We start from the raw sequence: 16104 nt of genomic DNA, 5'->3' as shown, positions 1-16104 counted from the left end.
CCCGGCTCAGCGCTTGCGCGCCTTCACCAGCCCCGCCTCGTCCAGGATCGTGTAGAGAAGCTGGTCATCCGCCCGCCAGCGCGCCAGCGTCGTCGCGGCGTCGCCCGGCTGGGTGGTGAAGCCGGCCTGGCGGGCCTTCGCCAGGAAGTCCGGGTCGCGCATGGCGTCGAGCAGCCCGCTCCGCAAGGTCCGCAGCCGATCCTCCGGCATCCCCTTCGGCCCGGCGATGCAGCGCCAGGAACCGACCTCGACATCGAAGCCCTGTTCCTTGAAGGTCGGGATCTCCGGCGCCATGAAATGCCGTTCGGCCGAGGACACGCCGAGGATCTTCAGCTTGCCCTGGCGGTGATACTCGATGGTGTCGGGGATGGCGACGGTGGCGCTGTCCACCTCGCCGGCCAGCAGCGCCGTCACCGTCGGCGCATAGCCGGCATAGGGCACTTTCTGGATGCGGAAATTCATCAGCTTCTCGTAGCTGGCGACCGCGAGGAAGGAGGCGCCGCCCGGCTGGTCGTTGCCGTTCTTGATCTTGCCCGGATTGGCGCGGGCGCGGGTGACGAAATCCTGCAGCGAGGCGATGCCGCTCGCCGTGCTTGCCTGCAAGGCGCTGGGGTCGGAGCCGAAGAAGGCCAGCGGCTCCAGCTCATCGATGGTGTTGGCGTTGGCGTTCAGATAGGGCGCGGCGACGCCGGCCGTGGAGAACATGCCGAAGGTGTAGCCATCCGGCCGCGCCGTGGCGATGGCGCGATGGCCGATGGCGCCGGCCGCGCCCGGCCGGTTGTCCACCACCACCGGCACGCCGAACTTCTTGCTGGCAGCCTCTGCGACGAGGCGCATGGCGATGTCGCTGCCGCCGCCCGGCGGCCAGGCGCAGATCAGCGTCATCGGCGCGGAGGGAAAGGCTTGCGCGTGCACACGCGGCGCCGCCAGCAGGCCGGTGCCGAGGATCAGCAGATTGCGTCGCAGCATGTCGGGTCTCTCTCCTCGGGTTGCGCCAGCGGTCAGCCCTGCTTGCGGCGCGCCTTCACCAGGCCGAGCTCATCCAGGATCGGGTAGACGCCCGTATCGGACTCGGCCCAGGCGGCGGCGGTGCGGGCCGCGTCGCCGGGCGACATGACGAAGCCGGCCTGCCGCGCCTTGGCCTGCAGTTCCGGATCCCGGAAGGCGGCGAACAATTCGCGCCGCAGCACCGCCAGCCGATCCGCCGGGACGCCGACGGGCGCGGCGAGGCTGCGCCAGCCGCCGATCACCACGTCATGGCCGAGCTCGCGGAAGGTCGGCACGTCGGGCGCCATGAAATGCCGCTCCTCGCCCGCGACGGCGAGCAGCTTCAGCCGCCCTTCCTTGTGGTACTCGACGACATCCGGCACCGGCACGCTGGCGGAATCCACCTCGCCCGAGAGTAGCGCGGTGACGGTGGGCGCATAGCCGGCATAGCTCACCTTGGTGACGCGGATGCCGAGCTTGCGCTCGTAATAGGCCATGTAGAGGTAGGAGGCGCCGGGCGCCGGATTGCCGCCATTGCGAATCTTGCCGGGGTTGGCCTTGGCGCGCTCGATATACTGGGCCAGGGTGGTGATGCCCGTCGAAGGGTGCACCTGCAGCGCGCCCGGCTCCTCCCCGAAGAAGGCGAGCGGCTCGAACTCGCTCATCGCCGGCGCATTGGCATTGCCGTACTGCGCGCTGATGGCGTCCTGCGACACCATGCCGATGGTCTGGCCATCCGGGCGGGCCGCAGCGATGGCGCGATGGCCGATGGTGCCGGCGGCGCCGGGACGGTTCTCCACCACCACCGGCACGCCGAGGCGCTTGCTGGCGGCCTCGGCCACCAGGCGCATGCTGACATCGCTGCCGCCGCCGGCCGGCCAGGCGACGATCAGCGTGATCGGCCCGTCGGGGAAGCTGGCCGCGCGCGCCAGCCGAGGCAGCGCAAGCATTGCCGTCGCGCCGAGCAGGGTTCGCCTGTGCATGCCGTCTCTCCTTCGGTCGATGATGGCGGGGCCCGTATCGCTAGGCGGCATCGGCGTAGCCCTCCTCCAGCAGCCGCACCGCCGCCGCCGCATCCAGCCCGGCGAGGCCGATCCGTTCGAGGCTGAGGCCCTGGGCACGGTAATCCTTGCCCGTCGCCAGGCAGCCGAGATGGATGAGATGCTCGACCGTCGGCGCGGCGACGCCGCTAAGCCCCGCCAGCGCCGCGAGCAGGACCAGCCCATAGGGGATGTCCTCATCGAGGAAGCGATGGTCGAGGCTGGCGGGCGCACGGATCCAGCGATCCGGCTCGCTCTGGTGGAAGGCCTCATAGGCGAGGCCGCTGTCGCGCGCCGCTGCGGTGGTGTAGCCGATGCGGTGGAAATGCTCGACGAAGGGCAGCACCTCGATGCCGAAGGCGGCGCCGATCGCGCAGCGCTCCCGGTCCAGCCGGTCGATGATGCGGCCGACCGCGGGGGAGATGCCATCGTAATAGTGGCAGTAGTCGCCGCCCGTGGCCTCGATCCGCCCGGCATTGCAGAGCGTCGCCGGCGGGTGGTGGATGGCGTTGGTGTAGGGGAAGACCGTCTCCAGCAGATGCCGGTGCGGCGCAAGGGCGGGAAAGACCGGCTGCAGCCGCTCGGCCAGTTCCGCGGTGCGCCGGCCGGGAAAGGCGGCGAAGGGCAGGCGGCGCGCGGCCTGCGTCACCTGCACCGCGGCCGGGCCGGATTTGCGCGCGATATAGGGCAGGGTGGCGGTGTCGCAGAAGGGCACGGCGGCCTTGCCATGGCGCCGCAGCACGCCCGGGATCAGCAGCACCGTATGCCCTGGCGCGGCGAGCAGCACCTGCCCGGCGTGCAGATGCGGCGCGATGGTCTCCGCCATCGCCGCATGCGCATGGGTCGGCCCCATCATCAGGATCAGCTCGGCGCCCGCCATCGCGGCGGCGGCGTCGCTGGTGACGCAGGGCAGCGGCACGAAGCCCTCGCCGAGGCTGCCGCCCAGGGTGATTCCGCCCGCTGCCTGGATCGGCGCGATGGTGCTGGCGCTGCGGCCATAGAGCCGCACCGCAAAGCCGCGGCGCGTCAGATCGGCCGCCGCGGCGCAGCCGCCATGGCCGGCGCCGATGATCGCGATGCTGCTGATGGAAGCGGCCAAGGGCTGTCTCCTGCGCCGCTGGCCCGGCAGAGCCGGGAGGGCGGTTTGATGTGATCACAGTGGATGGCAGATCGGCAAGACATCAGAAGGCTGGCCGATCCGACTTTAATGCTCGCGGCGCCTGATCTGCCTGTTCTTGGTGCATGAAGCCGGGCGAAAAGTGCGCAGTTCAGGCAGAACTCCCTGGCTTTCCTCGCTGTGGCGGGGCAGGACGGCGGCAATATTCGGTGGTTGACACCGATGGCATCCGGGCCCGAAGCTTGCGCGCACTGTGATCACTGCAAGGGCGAGGGTACGAGCGCATGCGGCCTGTAAGGACGACTCCCATCGCCCCCGCGGCGCGACAAATTTCGCAGGGGCGCGGGTGATGCCGGTGCGCTGCGTTGCCGTGCTCGGCGCCGGCCATGGCGGCTGCGCCGCGGCGGCCGATCTGATGCTGCGCGGCTTCCGCGTCCGGCTCCATGCCCGCAGCACGGCGCGGCTGGCGCCGCTGCGGGCGCGCGGCGGCATCGAGGCGCATGGCGTCCAGGCAGGCTTCGTCACGCCGGAGGCGATGACCACCGACCTGGCCGAAGCGATCAGCGGTGCCGACCTCATCATGCTCGTCGTGCCCTCCGTGGCGCATAGCCACTACGCCCGGGCGCTGGCGCCGCTGCTGGACGGCAGCGTGCCGGTCATGCTGAACCCCGGCCATACCGGCGGCGGGCTGCATTTCCTGAACGAGCTCCGCCTCGCCGGCTATCGGGGCAAGCTGGCGCTCTGCGAGACTGTCTCCCTGACCTACATCTCACGCATGGAAGGCCCGGCGAAGGTCGGCATCTACAGCTATGCAAGGAAGCTGCGCTTCGCCGCCCTGCCGGCCACCCGCACCGCGGAGCTCTTCGCTTTGGTGCAGCCGCTCTACCCGGACATCCAGGCGGCCAGCTCGGCGCTGGAATCCGCGCTCGGCAACGTCAACGCGGTGTTCCACCCGCCGGGGATGTTGATGAATGCCGGCTGGATCGAGGCGACGGGCGGCGATTTCCTGTTCTACCGGGAAGGCATCACGCCCGCCGTGGCACGGGTGACGGCAGCGATTGACGCGGAGCGCATGGCGGTGGCCGCGGCGCTGCAGGTCCCGGCGATCTCCTTCCTCCAGACCTTCTACGAATTCGGCGCGACGACGGCGGAGGCCTATGCCAGCGGCGACATCGCCCGCGCCTGCCGTGAGAGCGCGCCGAACGCCACCATCAAATCGCCTGCCTCCTTGGACGATCGCTACATCCATGAGGATGTCGGCACCGGCCTGGTGCCGATGGCGGCGCTGGGCCAGGTGGCCGGCGTGAAGACGCCGACCATGGATGCGCTGATCCATCTCGCCAGCCTCTCGCTGGACGTCGATTTTCTCAGCGCCGGGCTGACCCTGGAGAAATTGGGCATTGCCGGCATGACGCCACAGGCGCTGCGGCATTTGGTCGAGGAGGGGGCGTGATGGCTGCCGAGCACGAGGTTTTCACCAAGCTGCGGCGCGCCGCTGGCGCCGCCGGCTTCGACGCGCTGGTCGCCTTCTCGCCGGACAACGTCACCTACACCGCCGGCTTCCAGGTGCCGAGCCAGCTCAGCAACCGCTTTCGCCGGACCATCTCCGTGCTGGCCGGCGACAGCAAAGCAGTGCAGGTGGTGGTCAATGTCGAGGAGAACCTGGCGCGGCAGCGTTCCCGCTTCAGCGACATCCGCCCCTACAACCAGTTCACCGAGGATCCGGCCGACCTGCTGGCGGATATCCTGACGGAGGCCGGCGCCGCCGAGGGGTGCATCGGCATCGAGCTGGACTACATGCCGGCACAGGACTTCATCCGGCTGCGCGAGAGGCTGCCGAAGGCGCGCTTCGAACATTGCCGCGACCTCTACTTCACCACGCGCATGGTCAAGACGGCGGAGGAGATCGCCATTCTCCGTCGCGTCGGCGAGCTGACCGACCGCATCGCCGGCGAGGTGCTGGCGGAGATCCGCCCCGGCATGACGGAGAAGGCCGTCAGCCAGATGGTCGCCAGCCGCATGGTGGAAGGCGGCTGCGACGGCCTCAAATGCCAGGTCGGATCGGGCATCCGCAGCGGCATCGTCAATTGCAGCCCGACCGCCAAGCTCATCGAGGTCGACGACGTGCTCCGGCTGGAAATCCTGGGCGATATGGGCGGGTACCGCTCCAACGTCACCCGCACCGCGGTGGTCGGCAAGCCGACCGACGAGCAGCGGCGCATCTGGGAGGTGATGATCGGCGCCCGCGACCTCTGCAAAGCGATGCTGCGGCCGGGCACGCCCGTGCCGGATCTCTACCGTGCCTATGTGGACTACCTCCGCACGCGGAATATCGAGCCGACGCTGAAATTCCTTGGCCATGGCATCGGCCAGACCATCCATGAGGAACCCTACATCACCGATACGCGGCAGATCCTGCTGCAGCCCAACGTCACCATGACGATGGAGCCACTCTACATGATCCCCGGCCGCATGGGCTTCCATGTGGAAGATATGTACCTCATCACCGAAACCGGCTTCGAGCCGATCACCGGCCTGCTCTCCCCGAACGACCGGTTGATCGAGATCGGCGCATGAAGATCGCTTCGCTGCGGAGCTGGCGCATCGCCCTGCCGATGCGCCGGCCCCATACCTGGGCGGGCAATTACGCGCCGGTGGGGTATGGCTACACCGTCCTGAAGCTGGTGCTGGAGGATGGCACGGTGGGCTGGGGGGAGGCCCAGGTGCTGAAGGATTGGGGCGGCGAATTCGGCAGCCGCTATGGCGAGGCGCCGCAGACCACGAAGCTCGTCATCGAGGAATTGCTGGCCCCGCTGCTGATCGGCGAGGATCCCCGGCAGATCGAAGTGCTGCACGCCAAGATGGACAGATTCGTCCGCGGCTATCCTTACGCCAAGGCAGCCGTCGATGTGGCGCTGCATGATGCGGTGGGCAAGCTTTACGGCATCCCGGTCTATCAATTGCTCGGCGGGCTGTACCGGCGGGAGGTGGCGCTGGCGCACAGCCTGGGCCTGATGGAGATCGACACCGCCATCGCCGAAGCGAAGCAGGTGGTGGATGAGGGCATCACCACGCTGAAGGTGAAGGTCGGCATCGACGCGGCCCGCGACATCGAGCTGGTCCGCCGACTGCGCGCGGAGCTCGGCCCCACGGTGAAGCTCAGGGTCGATGCCAATCAGGGCTACCGGAGCTGGAAGGAGGCCCTGCAGGTCACGCGGGTCATGCAGGGCGAGAACATCTGGTACATGGAACAGCCCTGCGAGGGGCTGGAGAACATGGCGCGGGTGGCGCAGAACACCGAGGTGCCGATCATGGCGGATGAAAGCGCCTGGACCGCGCATGACGTGCTGCGGATCGTCCAGCACCAGGCGGCGGAGATGCTCTCGGTCTACTACACCAAGCCGGGCGGGCTGCTGAAGTCGAAGAAGCTGCTGGCGGTGGCGGAAGCCGCGGGCCTCGCCTGCGACATCAACGGCTCGGGCGAGATGGGCATCGGCAATGCCGCCAACCTGCACCTCGCCGCCTCGAGCGCGATCATCACCCTGCCCGGCACCATCCCCGTTACCTCCACCGCCGAGGTCGTGCGCACCCGGATCGCCGGGCACAAATACCTCGACGACATCATCGAGGAGCCCTTCGTCTATCGCGACGGCCATATGCTGGTGCCGGACGGCCCCGGCCTCGGCATCGAGGTGAATGAGGCGAAGCTCGAACGCTACAGCGTGGCATGAACAGGGAACGATGATGGCAGCGCGGATCGGCCTCGCTTTCGACGGCTTCGTCAGCACCCAGGAAGCCATCGCCATGGCGCAGCAGGCAGTCGCCGCCGGCGCGCAGAGCCTGTGGATGGCGGAGCATTTGGGCTATCGCAGCGCCTGCGGCAGCTGCATGGCCTTCGCCATGGCGGCGCCGGGGCCGATGCTCGTGCCGACGGCCATCAGCCCCTATCTCTGGCACCCGATGCCGGTGGCCATGGAAATGGCGACGCTGGACGAGCTGGCGCCCGGACGGGCAGCGATTGCGCTCGGCGTCGGCAACCCGCTCTTCCTCGCCGAATCCGGCAAGGCGCTGGAGAAGCCCATCCCGCTGATGCGGGAATATGTCGAGGCGCTGCGCCGACTCTGGACGGGCGAGGCGGTGCATATGGAGGGCGCGCATGTCCGGCTGGCCGGCGCCCGCATGGCCTTCACGCCGCGGCAGAAGCCGCCGATCTACATCGCCGCCACCGGCCCGGACATGCTGCGGCTGACCGGGCGCATCGCCGACGGCGTGGTGCTCTCGGCCGCGCTGTCGCTCGATTCCGTCCGCGACTCCCTGGCGATCTGCGCCGAGGCCGCGACGCGCGCCGGGCGCGATGCGGCGGGTTTCCGCCGCGCCGGCTACCTTTTCTGCAGCGTGCAGGAGAGCAGCCGGGCCGCCATGGATGCGGTGCGGCCGAAGCTGGCCTTCGTCATGCGCAACAAATTCCTCGCCGAGAATGTCCGGCGCTCCGGCATTCCGGTGGATCAGGAGGCGGTCATCGCCGCCGTGGCGCGCCGCGACCTGGCGGCGGCGACCGCGCTGATTCCGGACGAGGCCGTCGAGGCCTTCGCGGTGGCCGGGACGCCGGCGGAATGCAGCCGCCGGCTGCAGGCCTATATCGAGGCCGGCCTCGAGGAGCCGGTGATTTCCGCGATTGGCGGCGCGGCCGGTCTGGCCCTGATCTTGCCTATGCTCCGCGAGTTCGCCGGGTGAGCGGCCCGGTGCGACATCGGGGATGAAGGCGGGGGTGATGATGCGTTCCTTGCTGCTGGCTGCCTGGGCAGCCCTGGCGCTGCTGCTGCAATCTGCGCCGGGCTTCGCCGCCTGGCCGGAGCGCCCGGTGCGACTGATCGTCACCTACCCGCCCGGCGGCAATACGGACACGCTGGCGCGGCTGACGGCGGAGATCCTCAGCGAAGCCTATGGCGTGCAGGTCATCGTCGACAATCGCGGCGGCGCCGGCGGGTACATCGCCATGGAAGCGGCCGCGCGTGCCGCGCCGGATGGCTACACCCTGCTGTTCGCCTCGGTCGCCAATGTCGCCATCGCCCCGGCGGTGATGCGGAACCACCCGCCGGTGGACACGGTCGCGGATCTGACGCCGATCAGCCTGGTCGCCACCAACCCGCTGATCATGGCGGTCAGCCGCAGCCTTAGCGTGAAGACCATCCCGGAGCTGATCGCCCGCTTCAAGGCGGAGGATGGCGGCATGCCCTATGCCTCCGGCGGCGTCGGCAGCGTGCAGCATCTGGCCACGGAGCTGTTCCTCTCGCGCGCCGGCACTGGCGGCACGCATATCCCCTTCCGCGGCGGGCCGGCCGCCATGGCGGAGGTGGTGGCGGGACGCATCCCGGTGCTGTTCTCCAACCCCGCGGATGTCGTCGCCTTCAACCGCAGCCCGGACGTTCTGCTCATCGGCGCCAGCGGCCGCCATCGCCTGCCGGAGCTGCCGGAGGTGCCGACCATTGCCGAGGCCGGCCTGCCCGGCTTCGAGCTGGAAACCTGGAACGGGCTGTTCGGCCCCGCGGGACTGCCGGCGGAGGTGGTGCAGCGGGCGGCGGAGGCGCTGGCCCGCCGGCGCGGCGATCCCGTCGTCGCTTCCCGCTTCGCGCGCACCAGCACGCAATATGTGGCCATGGATACCCCCGCCTTCACCCGTCTGGTCCGGGATGAGGTGCCGCGCTGGGCGGAGCTGGCGCGGCAGGCGAAAGCGCAGCAGGATTAGGCCAGGCCGCAGCGCCGCCGCCCCCCGGCGCCGGTCCATCATCGAGGGGCTGCGTGCGGAGAGAAGCGCAGCCCGCCCAGCAATCCTCTCCGACCCGAGGAGACCCTCATGTCCCGATCGCGTTGCATGCGCTTCGCAGTGTTCGTGCAGGGCACCGGCAATCATATCGCCGGCTGGCGGCTTCCGGGGGCCAGCGACAATGGCGAGAGCCTCGCCGTCATGCAGAACATCGCCGCGACCGCGGAGCGCGGGCTGTTCGATCTGCTCTTCGTCTCCGACGGGCTGGCGACCAAGGTCAAGGGCGACCACCCCTCCTTCGTGGCGCGGCTGGAGCCGACGACGCTGCTCGCCGCGCTGGCAGTGACGACGCGGCATCTCGGCCTCGGCGGCACCATGTCCACCACCTATTCGGATCCCTTCACCACGGCGCGCGCCTTCGCCTCGCTGGATCATCTCAGCCAGGGCCGGGCGGCCTGGAATGCAGTCACCAGCTCCGCCGCCGCCGCGGCGGCGAATTTCAGCCGGGCCGGGCATCCGGAACATGACCACCGCTACGAGATCGCCGAGGAATTCGTCGATGTCGTCAAGGGGCTGTGGGATTGCTGGGAGGACGATGCGCTGCCGCGCAACCGGGAAACCGGCCTCTTCGTCGATCCCGCCAAGGTCCGGACGCTGGACCATGTCGGGCGGTATTTCCAGGTGAAGGGCCCGCTGAACATGTCCCGCTGCCCCTCGGGGCATCCGGTCATCATCCAGGCCGGCGCCTCGGCGGCCGGGCAGAATTTCGCGGCGCGCACCGCCGATGTGGTGTTCACCGTGGTGCAGGATCTGGTGGAGGCCAGGCGGCACTATGCCGGCTTCAAGGCGCTGCTGCCCCGCTTCGGCCGCCAGCCGGAGCATTGCCATCTGCTGCCCGGCGTCATGCCCTTCATCGCCGAATCCGATGCGGCGGCGAAGGCGCTGCTGGACCAACTGCAGGGCTTCCTGGATGCGGAGAATGCGCTGGCGCTTGTCTCCGCCCGCATCGGCCATGATCTGTCCGGCTATCCGCTGGACGGCCCGGTGCCGGAGCTGCCGCCCACCGACATGTCGCATGCCTTCGCGCAGACCCTGATGTCCGCCGCGCGGCGGGACAACATGACGCTGCGCGACCTGTACAATCTGGTGGCGGCGGCGCGCGGCCATTGGGTGATCTACGGCTCGCCGACGCGCATCGCCGACATCATGGAGGAGTGGTTCCTGACCGGCGCGGCGGATGGCTTCGTCGTGCTGCCGCCATGGTTCCCCGGGCAGTTCGACGCCTTCGTCGACCAGGTCATCCCCATCCTGCAGCAGCGCGGCCTGTACCGCACCGCCTATGAGGGCACGACCCTGCGGGAGAATCTCGGCCTGCCACGGCCCGGCAGCCACCGGGGCGTCGGCGCGGCCGCGCAGTAGCCAGCCGCCACGCAGCGAGGACGGCGGCGGCCGGAAGACCGCTCTAGGCTGCGGACGACACCGCCTTGCGGGTCGCGGGATGCGCCGGCCGGGGCAGGAGAAGATGCTCCCGCAAGGTCGTCCCGGCATAATCGCTGCGGTACAGGCCGCGCTGCTGCAGGATCGGGACGACCTGATCGACGAAGCGCTCGAAGGGCTGCGGCGAGAAGGGCGTCATGATCGCAAATCCGTCGCAGGCGCCGCTTTCGAACCAATCCTGCAGATCGTCCGCCACATCCCTCGCCGTCCCCGCCAGGACGCGATGCCCGGAACTCACCGCCGCATAGTCGCGCAACTGCCGGATGGTCAGGTTGAACCGCCGGGCGACGGCCTGCAGCACGCGCGCATGCCCCTGCATCATGGTGGATGGGGGCAGGTCCGGCACCGGCCCGTCGATGTCGAACTGGCTCATATCCGCACCCAGCCGGTCCGAGAGGACGCGCATGGCGGCGACCGGATCGACCATGGCGCCCAATCGGGCGATGATGTCCTGCGCCTCCTCCCGGGTCTCGCCGATGATCGTGGAGACGCCCAGCAGGATACGGATGGCATCGCGCGGCCGGCCGGCCGCCTCGGCCTGATCGCGTAGCCTGTTGCAGAAGGCGATCGCATCCTCCTTGAACCACTGCGACGCGAAGACGACCTCGGCCGTCGCACCGGCAAGTTCCAGCCCGCGATCCGAGGCGCCTGCCTGGAAGATCACCGGATAGCCCTGCGGCGGGCGGCTGGCGTTCAGCGGCCCCTTGACCGTGTAGTAGGTCCCGGCGTGGTTCAGGACGTGAAGCTTGGACGCATCCATGAACACGCCGGTGGCCTTGTCGGCCACCGCCGCATCATCCTCCCAACTGTCCCACAGCCCCTTCACGACCTGGATATATTCCTCCGCCATCGCATACCGCTCGGCATGGGGAGGATGCTTCTCCCGCGAGAAATTGGCGGCCGCGTCCGGGCTGGAGCCGGTGACGACATTCCAGCCGATCCGCCCGCCGCTGAGATGGTCCAGCGAGGCGAAGGCGCGCGCAACGTTGTAAGGCTCCGAATAGGTCGTCGAGACCGTCGCCACGAGCCCGATCCGGCTGGTGGCCACGGAAAGCGCGCCGAGCAGCGTCAGCGGCTCGAACCGCACGATGAAGCCCGGCGCGGCGTCGGCGCCGGTGTTGACCGCATCGGCGAAGAACACGAAGTCGAACTTGCCGCGCTCCGCCGTCTTCACCGCCTGGGCGACCTTCTCGAAGCGCTCCTTCTCCGTCTCGGCGCCCGGCATGCGCCAGCCCGCGACATGGCCGCCGACGCCGTGCGACAGGGAGCCAAGGTGCATCTTCCTCATAGCGCCACTCCGATCGAACCCCGATATCCATGCGCCGGCGGCAAACCCACGCCGGCGGGCTAGAGCGGTTTCACGCTGACCGTGCAGCGCGAAACCGCTCTAGCTTATGGATTGTAGAGCAGATTCACGCCTCCGGGCGATGCCGCCCTCCGGCGATCTGCTCTAGTGTCCAGTGGCCTGCTTGTCCGCTCCGTTCGCTGGAAATCCGGCGAACTTCGCGGGCAGGACACTAGGCCGCTTCCGCCAGGGATTTGGCGAGGAATTTGCGGGTCCGCGGGTCCCGCGGCACGCTGAGGACCTCCCGCCCCGGCCCGCATTCGATGATCACGCCATCGGTCATGATGGCGACGGTATCCGCCACCTGCCGGGCGAAGCCGATCTCATGGGTGACGACGATCATCGTCATGCCGCCCAGGGCCAGGCCCTTCATGACGTCCAGCACCTCATCCGTCAGATGCGGATCGAGCGCCGAGGTCGGCTCGTCGAACAGCATAAGCTTCGGCTGCATCGCCAGCGCCCGGGCGATCGCGATCCGCTGCTGCTGGCCGCCCGAGAGATGCCGCGGATAGGCCCGCGCCTTGGCGGCCAGGCCCACCCGCTCGAGCAGCTCCTGCGCCCGCACCGTGGCCGCGGCCCGGCTCTCTCCGCGAACCCGCACCGGCGCGTCGATGATGTTGTCCAGCACCGACATGTGCGGGAACAGGTTGAAGCCCTGGAACACCATGCCGATCGCCGCCCGCTGGCGGCTCACCGCCCGCTCGCGGAGGCGGATATTGCCGCCGGGCGTCTCGCGGACGCCGACGGCCTGGCCGTCCACATGGATCGTGCCGCGGTCGGGCAGCTCGATCGCGTTGATGCAGCGGAGCAGCGTGCTCTTGCCCGCGCCGGACGGGCCGAGCAGGCAGACGACCTTGCCGCGATGGACATCGAGATCGACGCCCCGGAGCACGATGTTGGCGCCACGCTTCTTCCATACCTGGGAAATGCGGACCAGCGGCTGCTCCTCGGCCTGCGGGGCGCGGGTCATGGCGGATGCTCCTTGCGGCACCGGCGGCTCAGGGCTGGGCCGAGGCATGGGCGTCGGCCCGCCAGCCCCGCATATAGTGCCGCTCGATGAGGGACTGCAGGAGGGAGAGGATGCTGACCATGATGAGGTACCAGAGCGCCGCCACGATCAGCAGCGGCATGGTTTCGTAGGTCCGGCTGTAGATCGTCTCCACCGAATGCATCAGCTCGTGCAGCGCCACCACGCTCGCGATCGAGGTGTATTTCAGCATGCCGATGAGCTGGTTGCCGGTGGGCGGGACGATGGCCTTCATCGCCTGCGGCAGCACGATGACCCGGAAGGTCTGGGCCGGGCTGTGCCCCAGGGCCTTCGAGGCCTCCGTCTGGCCATGATCGACCGAGAGCAGGCCGGCCCGGATGATCTCCGCCATATAGGCGCCCTCGTTCAGGCCGAGGCCGAGCATGGCGGCGGTGAAGGAGGAGATGGCAACGGTCGCGGGGATTTCGAGGAATTTCGGCCCGCCGAACGGGATGCCGAGCCCGATATCGGGAAACAGGGCGCCGAGATTGTACCAGAAGACGAGCTGGACGAGCACCGGCGTGCCGCGGAAGAACCAGACGAAGGCGTGGGCGCAGGCGATGAGCAGCGGGTCGCCCGACATGCGCATAAGCGCCACCACGATGCCGACGGCGATGCCGATGACCATGACCAGCACGGTAAGCTGGATCGTCATGGCGACCCCGCGCAGCACCGTCGGGTCGAGCATGTAGCGGAAGACGATGTCCCATTGGAATCCGGGATTGGTCAGGAGCTGGTAGAGGATCCAGGCCAACCCGACCGCCACGACCGCGACGCCCACCCACCGCCATGTGCGGGGCGGATCCATGACCTCGGCGGCGCCGAGGGCCGCATCCGGCCAGCCCGTCCTTTTCCTCGCCAGATGCAGGCTCATGCGGCCTCCCACAGCAACCGAATCATCTCAGGCCGAAGCTTGCCACTCAGTTGGCCGACTGCATGACGGTCTCGGCGCTGACCGCGGCACTCGCCACGCCGTATTCCTCCAGGATCTTCCGGTAGGACCCGTCCTCGATGGCGCTGGCCAGGGCGAGAGCGACGGCACGCCGCATGGCGGCGTTGCCCTTTTCCACCATGATGCCGGCCGGGAAGCGCTCGGTATCCGGCACGTCGCCCGGGATCAGGGCGACGCGGGAGTTGATGCGGGAGATGTAGACGCCCTGCGGCGCGGCCGTGAGGAAGGCGTCGCCCCGCCCGTTGGACAGCGCCAGCAGCGTGTCCGCGCTGCTCGGGTAGAGCTGCTGCACGATCTCGGCCTGGCCGCGCCCCTTGCAGGCCTCGCTCATCTGGTTGAGCTGGCGGATCTGCACGCTGCCCTGGGTGACCACGAAGGTCATGCCGCAGAGATTGCCGAGATCGCCGATCGTCTTGCCGCGGCGCACGAGCACGACGCTGGTCGTGCTGAAATACGGCACCATGTCCACCGCTGCGAGACGTTCCGGCGTCATGGAGAGCTGGTTCACCCCGATATGGTAGCGGCCGGAGGTGACGCCGGTGATGATGGTGGGGAATTTCATGTCGTCGATGCTCGGCTGCAGCCCCAGCTTCGCCGCCAGCAGCCGGGCCAGGCTGATGTCGATCCCGACGGGCTCGTCCCGCTCCGAGCGGTAGGCAAAGGGCGCCCATTGCAGCGACGTCGCGATGCGGAGGACGCCCTCCTGCCGCACGCGCTCCGGGAGCGCCGCCCGCGCAGCCTCGGAGACGGCGACCGTCTGCGCCTTGACCGGTACGCCGGCAAGGAGGGCCAGGGCCGCCAGGCCGCCGAGCAGGCGGTAAATAAGCCGACGCGAGACGCTCATACGATGTCCTTCCTTGAGGGTGGGCGCTTGGGGCCCACGACGGATGACGGCGGCCTCAGGCGGGCAGCAGGTTCTCGCGCAGGGTCCGGCCCGTATAGTCCCGCCGGAAGATCCCACGCCGTTGCAATTCGGGGACGACCGAGCGGCAGAATTGCTCGATCATGCCCGGGAAGTAGGTGGGGGCCACGATGAAGCCGTCGCAGGCACCGGATTCGAAGACATGCTGCAGATGGTCCGCGATCTGGCCCGGCGTGCCAACGATCTCGTTGTTGCTCTCCGCCTTGGCGGCCTCGCGGAAGGAGAGGCCCTTGTCCTTGACGGTCAGCAGGATCCGGTCGGTGGCGCCCTGGATGCCCTGCGTGCCCTGGAGGTTCGCCAGCGCCGCCTCATCCTCCACCTGGCGCACATCCGCGCCGAGGCTGCCAGAAACGCGGGCGGCCCAGGTCTCGGGGTTGATCAGGCTCCGCAGATACTCGGCGCGCTCGCGGGCGATCGATTCCGTCTCGCCGATGACGAAGGTGGCGGCGTTCAGGATGGCGCAATCCTCCGGCCGGCGGCCCTGCCCGACCATGCGGCCCTTGATGTCGTCATAGAAGGCGCGGAGCGCCTCGAGGCTGGGCTGGTCGGTGAAGATCGCCTCCGCCCAGCGCGCCGCGAAATCCCGCCCCCGGTCGGAGCTGCCGGCCTGCATGAGGACGGGCCGCCCCTGCGGGCTGCGGGGGGTGGGCAGCGGGCCGCGCGTGCGCACCCACCGCCCCTCGTAATCCACGTAATGCACCTTCCGGGGGTCGGCGAAGACGCCCTTCTCCTTGTCCAGGACGAAGGCGTCCGCGTCCCAGCTGTTCCAGAGCGCACAGCAGGCCTCCAGCACCTCATCCGCCCGGTCGTACCGCTCCTCCCGCGGCGGCAGCTCGCCGCCCACGTTCCGGGCCTCGAGCTCGGCCGCGGAGGTCACGATGTTCCAGGCCGCCCGCCCGCCGCTCAGCACGTCCAGCGAGCCGAGCCAGCGGGCCAGGTGATAGGGGTTGTGGAAGGTGGTCGAAAGGGTGATGCCGAGGCCGAGATGGCGCGTCGCCTCGGCCATGACGGGCAGCACCACCATCGGGTCCAGGTAGCTGATCTGGCCGCCATTGCGGATATAGGTCTCGTAGCTGCCGCCATAGATGTCGTAGATGCCGATCAGGTCCGCGAAGAAGCAGCCGTCGAATTTCGCGTCCTCCAGCGTCCTCGCATACTGGGCATAGCGCGACGGCCGGAGGAAATCGTCCAGCGTCGATTCCGGGTGGCGCCAGCCGCCGACATGCCGCGCCGTCGGCCCCGTCTTCGAATAGGCGATCAGGTGCATCTGGCGACGGCTCTGCACAGCGGGCTCGCTCCTGTCCGGCATCCGACGGTCTCGGCCGCCCCAGAGGGGAGATTGCAGCGCAGGCGCTTATCCCCGCAACGACAATCCTGCGTCCTTGCGAGGTCGGAATACGGAATTTTAGCGCGAAATTTTCGAGTGGTGGTGAATAGGCAGGCACCTTGCGCA

14 protein-coding genes are annotated in these 16104 nt (G+C 69.0%); 6 read left to right on the top strand and 8 right to left on the bottom strand.

Annotated elements, in window-relative coordinates; genetic code table 11:
• Positions 1-6: 6 nt before the first annotated feature.
• Genes E5N76_RS08150 through E5N76_RS08140 form a run of 3 tightly spaced genes read right to left on the bottom strand, consistent with a single transcriptional unit; the run spans position 7 to position 3126 of the window.
• Complete coding sequence (locus E5N76_RS08150) at positions 7-969, bottom strand: Bug family tripartite tricarboxylate transporter substrate binding protein (RefSeq protein ID WP_149536776.1); 963 nt, start codon at positions 967-969, stop codon at positions 7-9.
• Between the two features lie 32 nt (positions 970-1001).
• On the bottom strand, positions 1002-1970 hold the full coding sequence (locus tag E5N76_RS08145) for a Bug family tripartite tricarboxylate transporter substrate binding protein (protein WP_187830053.1): 969 nt from the start codon (positions 1968-1970) through the stop codon (positions 1002-1004).
• Between the two features lie 40 nt (positions 1971-2010).
• Positions 2011-3126: an NAD/NADP-dependent octopine/nopaline dehydrogenase family protein gene (locus tag E5N76_RS08140; RefSeq protein WP_149536774.1), complete on the bottom strand. Its 1116-nt coding sequence runs from the start codon at positions 3124-3126 to the stop codon at positions 2011-2013.
• A gap of 367 nt (positions 3127-3493) precedes the next feature.
• On the opposite strand from E5N76_RS08140, the gene E5N76_RS08135 reads away from it, so the two are divergent.
• The 6 genes from E5N76_RS08135 to E5N76_RS08110 all read left to right on the top strand — a co-directional run bounded on the left by E5N76_RS08135 (position 3494) and on the right by E5N76_RS08110 (position 10327).
• Entirely contained in the window at positions 3494-4597 is a 1104-nt protein-coding gene (locus E5N76_RS08135) for an NAD/NADP-dependent octopine/nopaline dehydrogenase family protein (protein WP_149536773.1), read from the top strand.
• Positions 4597-5721: a M24 family metallopeptidase gene (locus E5N76_RS08130; RefSeq protein ID WP_149536772.1), complete on the top strand. Its 1125-nt coding sequence runs from the start codon at positions 4597-4599 to the stop codon at positions 5719-5721. The genes E5N76_RS08135 and E5N76_RS08130 overlap by 1 nt, the downstream gene beginning before the upstream one ends.
• Complete coding sequence (locus E5N76_RS08125; RefSeq protein WP_207791906.1) at positions 5718-6875, top strand: mandelate racemase/muconate lactonizing enzyme family protein; 1158 nt, start codon at positions 5718-5720, stop codon at positions 6873-6875. Before E5N76_RS08130 ends, E5N76_RS08125 begins: the two co-directional genes overlap by 4 nt.
• 13 nt (positions 6876-6888) lie before the next feature.
• Positions 6889-7878, top strand: a complete 990-nt coding sequence (locus tag E5N76_RS08120; protein WP_187830052.1) for an LLM class flavin-dependent oxidoreductase — start codon at positions 6889-6891, stop codon at positions 7876-7878.
• A 37-nt stretch (positions 7879-7915) separates the two neighbouring features.
• Positions 7916-8890, top strand: a complete 975-nt coding sequence (locus E5N76_RS08115; RefSeq protein WP_187830051.1) for a Bug family tripartite tricarboxylate transporter substrate binding protein — start codon at positions 7916-7918, stop codon at positions 8888-8890.
• Between the two features lie 108 nt (positions 8891-8998).
• Positions 8999-10327, top strand: coding sequence for an LLM class flavin-dependent oxidoreductase (locus E5N76_RS08110; RefSeq protein WP_149536769.1), 1329 nt, complete (start codon positions 8999-9001; stop codon positions 10325-10327).
• 43 nt (positions 10328-10370) lie between these two features.
• Here the strand turns inward: E5N76_RS08110 and E5N76_RS08105 are convergent, their stop codons facing one another.
• The 5 genes from E5N76_RS08105 to E5N76_RS08085 all read right to left on the bottom strand — a co-directional run bounded on the left by E5N76_RS08105 (position 10371) and on the right by E5N76_RS08085 (position 15936).
• The gene (locus E5N76_RS08105; protein WP_149536768.1) at positions 10371-11693 is read right to left on the bottom strand and encodes an LLM class flavin-dependent oxidoreductase; all 1323 of its coding nucleotides are present in this window, start codon (positions 11691-11693) and stop codon (positions 10371-10373) included.
• A gap of 229 nt (positions 11694-11922) precedes the next feature.
• Positions 11923-12720: an amino acid ABC transporter ATP-binding protein gene (locus E5N76_RS08100; RefSeq protein ID WP_207791905.1), complete on the bottom strand. Its 798-nt coding sequence runs from the start codon at positions 12718-12720 to the stop codon at positions 11923-11925.
• 28 nt (positions 12721-12748) lie between these two features.
• On the bottom strand, positions 12749-13651 hold the full coding sequence (locus E5N76_RS08095) for an amino acid ABC transporter permease (protein WP_149536767.1): 903 nt from the start codon (positions 13649-13651) through the stop codon (positions 12749-12751).
• A 46-nt stretch (positions 13652-13697) separates the two neighbouring features.
• Positions 13698-14573 (bottom strand): transporter substrate-binding domain-containing protein, encoded by an 876-nt coding sequence (locus tag E5N76_RS08090; RefSeq protein WP_149536766.1) that lies wholly within the window; start codon positions 14571-14573, stop codon positions 13698-13700.
• Positions 14574-14628: 55 nt separating this feature from the next.
• A complete protein-coding gene (locus tag E5N76_RS08085) occupies positions 14629-15936 on the bottom strand; it encodes an LLM class flavin-dependent oxidoreductase (RefSeq protein ID WP_235907615.1) in 1308 nt (435 codons plus the stop codon).
• Between the last annotated feature and the right edge of the window lie 168 nt (positions 15937-16104).

Origin of the sequence: Siccirubricoccus phaeus (genome assembly GCF_008360935.1) — a bacterium.
In the GTDB taxonomy this organism is placed as follows: Bacteria; Pseudomonadota; Alphaproteobacteria; order Acetobacterales; family Acetobacteraceae; genus Siccirubricoccus; species Siccirubricoccus phaeus.
This window is presented reverse-complemented; position numbering and strand designations above follow the sequence as displayed.